A 4,155-nucleotide genomic window follows, 5' to 3' on the forward strand; every position below is an offset into this window, starting at 1 on the left:
AACAACTTCTTTGCTTCGTTTACTTTAAAGCAATACTCGTGCCAAAAAACAGGCTACTATTGTTAATTAAAAGTTAAACTAAATAGTATTGTTTAATTACTCCAAATGTTTTTGAGCTTTATAAGACGATCTAACCAAAGCGCTACTTTCTACGTGTCTAAAGCCCATTTTTAAGCCTATTTTTTTGTATTTATCAAACTGTTCTGGAGTTACAAATTGATTATATGATAAAAATCATTATATAATGTTTAAATGTTTAATAAATTTAAATTTAAAAAAGCTGTGAAAAAATTAAAACGAGTAAAACTGTCAACATTTATTATTTTTATTCTATTATCCGTATATTCTTGTTCGAATGATGTTGAGTTAGAAAATGCAAATATTAAAACACAAGAAAACTTTGTAGAACTATCAATAGCAAAAGAAATTGCCAGGGTAATTACTTTTGAAACTAAAGGCAATACTAATGCAAGTAAAAGCATTACACCTATTTCTATAACTAAAACTGTTAAGACAATTGATGAAATTAAGAATGAAAAAGGAAAAACTTCATTTTACGTTATAAATTATAATGAAGGAGGATTTATTCTTTTATCTGCGGACAACAGAATTCAACCAATACTTGCGTTATCTGAGGAAGGCAAATTTACCCTTGACGTAAACAATAATCCTCTTGGATTAAAATTTTGGATAAATGATGCTAAAAAACAAATAACCGAAATTCAAAATTCAAGTTTAAAACAATCTGAAAAAGTAAAGCTAGTTTGGGAAAGAATTCAAATAATACCAGGTACTGAAATTAATTCTGGAAAATTTGAAGAACCAGAACCTGGAGATCCAGGAGACTGTAATGAGCATTCAGTAACTTACATTAAGGAACCATTGCTTAGTTCTAAATGGTTTCAAAGTGGTGGATTTAATGATGCATTACCTTATATTACTTGTAGTGGAACTAATTTTCAGGTTTTAACAGGTTGTGTACCCATTGCTATGGCACAGGTAATGAAATACCATGAGTATCCTATAAGTTATAATTGGTCTTTAATGCCATTAACGTATGGTACAACTACAACAGCAAATTTTATAGAAGACATACATAATGCTATAGGTACTGTCAATAACCAATGGCCTGAATATACATGTACAGCAACAAATGTATCTTCTACTGATGTTAATATAGGTACTGTTTTAAAAAGTCAGTTCAATTACTCTTCAGCTAGCTATGGAAATTATGATCGTCATATTGTAATAAATAATATTTCTGCAAATAGACCCGTTATATTAAGAGGGGATGATGGTTCTGTTGGTCATATGTGGGTATGCGATGGTTACCAAACTTATACATACTACTTTGATAATTGTTCTTCGATTAGATACCTTTATTTTAATATGAATTGGGGTTGGCAAAACGGTGATAGCAACGGTTGGTTTGCATTTGATAATTTTAACCCTGATATTTATAATTTTAATAATGATAAAAAAATGATTTATAATATAATACCTTAAATAATTATGAAAAAATTACTAATAATACTTGCGGTAACAACTTTTATTGCTTGTAACAAATCTAATGATACAATAGATGCTTTTTATTTAGGTTCAGGTTTGGAATTTTCTATTTCTAACGCCAATAATGAAGATTTATTGAACCCTGAAAACCCTAATAAAATAGATACAGAAAGCATTAGAATATTTTATGTTATCAACGGGGAAAAAGTAAATGTTTATAACCCAAATTTGACTAACTCAAGAAATTTTTTAGTATTTAAACACGAAAATGAGTACAGAATTGGAATTACTCTAAACCATACAGAAACATCTGAAAAACCAATTACCTATATTCAATGGAATGAAGGTGATACAGATACTGTAGAAGTTGTTTATAATAGAACATCAAACAGTGTAATGCAAAACATTATTTGGTTAAACGGAGAGCAGGTTTGGGAAATAGGTAGCAATACTGTGGATCCATACTTTAAATTAATAAAATAACTTTAGGTAACAAATTTAAAAAATAGCAGTTAAGTGCCAATTTTAAAGTTTGGTACTTAACTGTTTTTTTTTATAACTAAAAATAGCAAACCAGCAATAACCTAATGCTTTTCCTTTAAAATAGAATAAAATATTCTACTCTAAATGCTTTTGAGCTTTATAAGATGATCTCACTAAAGCGCTACTTTCTACATGTCTAAAACCTAGTTCTAATCCAATTTGCTTATATTTATCAAATTGTTCAGGCGTAATAAATTCTTTAACAGGTAAGTGCTTTTTACTAGGTTGTAAATACTGGCCAATGGTTAAAATATCAACTTTAGCATTTGCTAAATCTTGCATAGTTTCTATAACTTCAGCTTCAGTTTCACCTAAACCAAGCATAATACCAGATTTAGTTCTACGTTGACCTTGGTTTTTCATATATTTTAAAACTTCTAAACTTCGGTCGTATTTTGCTTGTATTCTAACCTCACGTGTTAAGCGTCTGACAGTTTCTAAATTATGAGATATTACTTCAGGAGCAACGGCCAAAATTCTATCAATGTTAGTGGTATTTCCTTGAAAATCTGGAATTAAAGTTTCTAGAGTAGTATTTGGATTTGCTCTTCTAATGGCATTTACAGTTTCTGCCCAAATAATAGAACCACCATCTTTTATATCATCTCTATCTACTGATGTAATTACGGCATGTTTAATATTCATTAATTTAATAGAACGTGCAACTTTTTCTGGTTCTTCCCAATCTACAGTTTCTGGTCTTCCGGTTTTTACACCACAGAATCCACAAGAACGTGTGCAAATATTCCCTAAGATCATAAAAGTTGCTGTACCTTCAGTCCAACATTCGCCCATATTAGGACAGCTTCCACTTGTACAAATAGTGTTTAATTTGTATTTATCAACTACATTTCTTAATTCCGTATATTTTTTTCCAACAGGCAGTTTTACACGTAACCATTTTGGCTTTTGTATTTTCTTTTCTGTTGGGGTTGTTGTTTCTTCGCTCATTTCATTCAAAATTGAATGCAAAAATACAAAGAATTTATAAACTGAATAAATACCAAATGCTAAATCCTACTAAAAATAAAATTCCAAACCAACTTAATAGTTTTAATGGAGTTGAAGGTCTCCATTCTTTCGGAGTGTGTTTTCCAGATATTAATTGGAAATTTATGATAGCATAAAAAGGGGCTGTTAAAAAAGATAGTATTGTTGCAATTTTAATTAAAACGCCCATTTCAGACATAAAAAACAGTAAAATGGCAATAGTTCCAACTGCTAGAAAGCCAATCCAAAACCAATATATATTTTTATAAGATTTATTTGTAAGTAAATCAAAAGCCTTTGTCATTGCTCTGGGCGAAGCATCTAAGGTTGTAAGTGTTGTGCTAAACATTGTTGTAAATGCAGCTGCGGCAATAAAAATATACATTTCAGATCCTAAGCTTTTAGTGTATAAATGTATGAGTTGTTGTGAAAATTTTACGGCACTACTGCTAAAAGTTTCACCAGAATTAAACATAATCAGGGCACCTAAAGAAACAAAACAAATTCCTAAAACTAAGGTTCCAGCAAAACCTATATTAAAATCGAAGATTGATTGCTTTGTGTTGAACTTAAGAGTCTTGTCTTTCTGTTTTTCAATTGCCCAAAGAGATTGCCAAATAGAAACATCGAGAGGTGCTGGCATCCATCCTAAAAATGCAATTAAAAAACCTATTTCGATACTTCCTTTAGGTAATATTTGAGTAAAATTTAGGGTTGCGTTTGAATTAAAATAAGCAATAGTTAAGGCTACTAAAGTGCTTATTGTTAAAGTTATAATAATAAGTTTCATTAAATTATCTAATAATTTATATTTCCCTATTACTAATAGTGAAAAACAAATTAGTGTAATAATAATACTCCATATAACTGGGTTTGTAGTAATTCCAAACAGAGTTGCTGCTAATCCAGCTGTAACAATAGTAACCGCAGCCTGTATGGTAAACATTGTAGCTAAGTTTAGAATAAAATAGGTTAGTAAAACGCCTTTTCCTAGTTTTTTATAGCCATCTAATAAACTCTCTCCAGTTGCGGTTGCATACCTTGGGCCAAATTGAAAAAAAGGATATTTAACAATATGTATTAATACCAAAGCCCAAATTAAACCAAAACCAA

The 4,155-nt window shown here is 30.0% G+C and carries 4 protein-coding genes and 1 pseudogene; 2 read left to right on the forward strand and 3 right to left on the reverse strand.

Going from position 1 to position 4,155, the window contains the following annotated elements; translation table 11 throughout:
- Nucleotides 1–96: 96 nt before the first annotated feature.
- Nucleotides 97–219, reverse strand: a pseudogene (locus tag AB1Z17_RS08355) (lipoyl synthase); the annotation flags it as partial.
- A 63-nt stretch (nucleotides 220–282) separates the two neighbouring features.
- On the opposite strand from AB1Z17_RS08355, the gene AB1Z17_RS08360 reads away from it, so the two are divergent.
- Both AB1Z17_RS08360 and AB1Z17_RS08365 read left to right on the forward strand, forming a co-directional pair.
- Nucleotides 283–1,506 (forward strand): C10 family peptidase, encoded by a 1,224-nt coding sequence (locus AB1Z17_RS08360; RefSeq protein WP_368051348.1) that lies wholly within the window; start codon nucleotides 283–285, stop codon nucleotides 1,504–1,506.
- Nucleotides 1,507–1,512: 6 nt separating this feature from the next.
- Entirely contained in the window at nucleotides 1,513–1,992 is a 480-nt protein-coding gene (locus AB1Z17_RS08365) for a hypothetical protein (RefSeq protein WP_368051349.1), read from the forward strand.
- A gap of 135 nt (nucleotides 1,993–2,127) precedes the next feature.
- On the opposite strand, the gene lipA is transcribed toward AB1Z17_RS08365, so the two are convergent.
- On the reverse strand, nucleotides 2,128–3,003 hold the full coding sequence (gene lipA / locus AB1Z17_RS08370) for a lipoyl synthase (protein ID WP_368051350.1): 876 nt from the start codon (nucleotides 3,001–3,003) through the stop codon (nucleotides 2,128–2,130).
- Nucleotides 3,004–3,037: 34 nt separating this feature from the next.
- Nucleotides 3,038–4,155: NRAMP family divalent metal transporter (locus AB1Z17_RS08375; protein ID WP_368051351.1), on the reverse strand; the 1,118-nt coding region annotated here is incomplete at its 5' end.

Origin of the sequence: Lutibacter sp. (genome assembly GCF_040883305.1) — a bacterium.
In the GTDB taxonomy this organism is placed as follows: domain Bacteria; phylum Bacteroidota; class Bacteroidia; order Flavobacteriales; family Flavobacteriaceae; genus Lutibacter.

Coding starts and splice junctions, on each gene's coding strand:
- AB1Z17_RS08365 (WP_368051349.1), top strand. CDS start 1,513: ATGAAAAAATTACTAATAATACTTGCGGTAACAACTTTTATTGCTTGT.
- lipA (WP_368051350.1), bottom strand. CDS start 3,003: ATGAGCGAAGAAACAACAACCCCAACAGAAAAGAAAATACAAAAGCCA.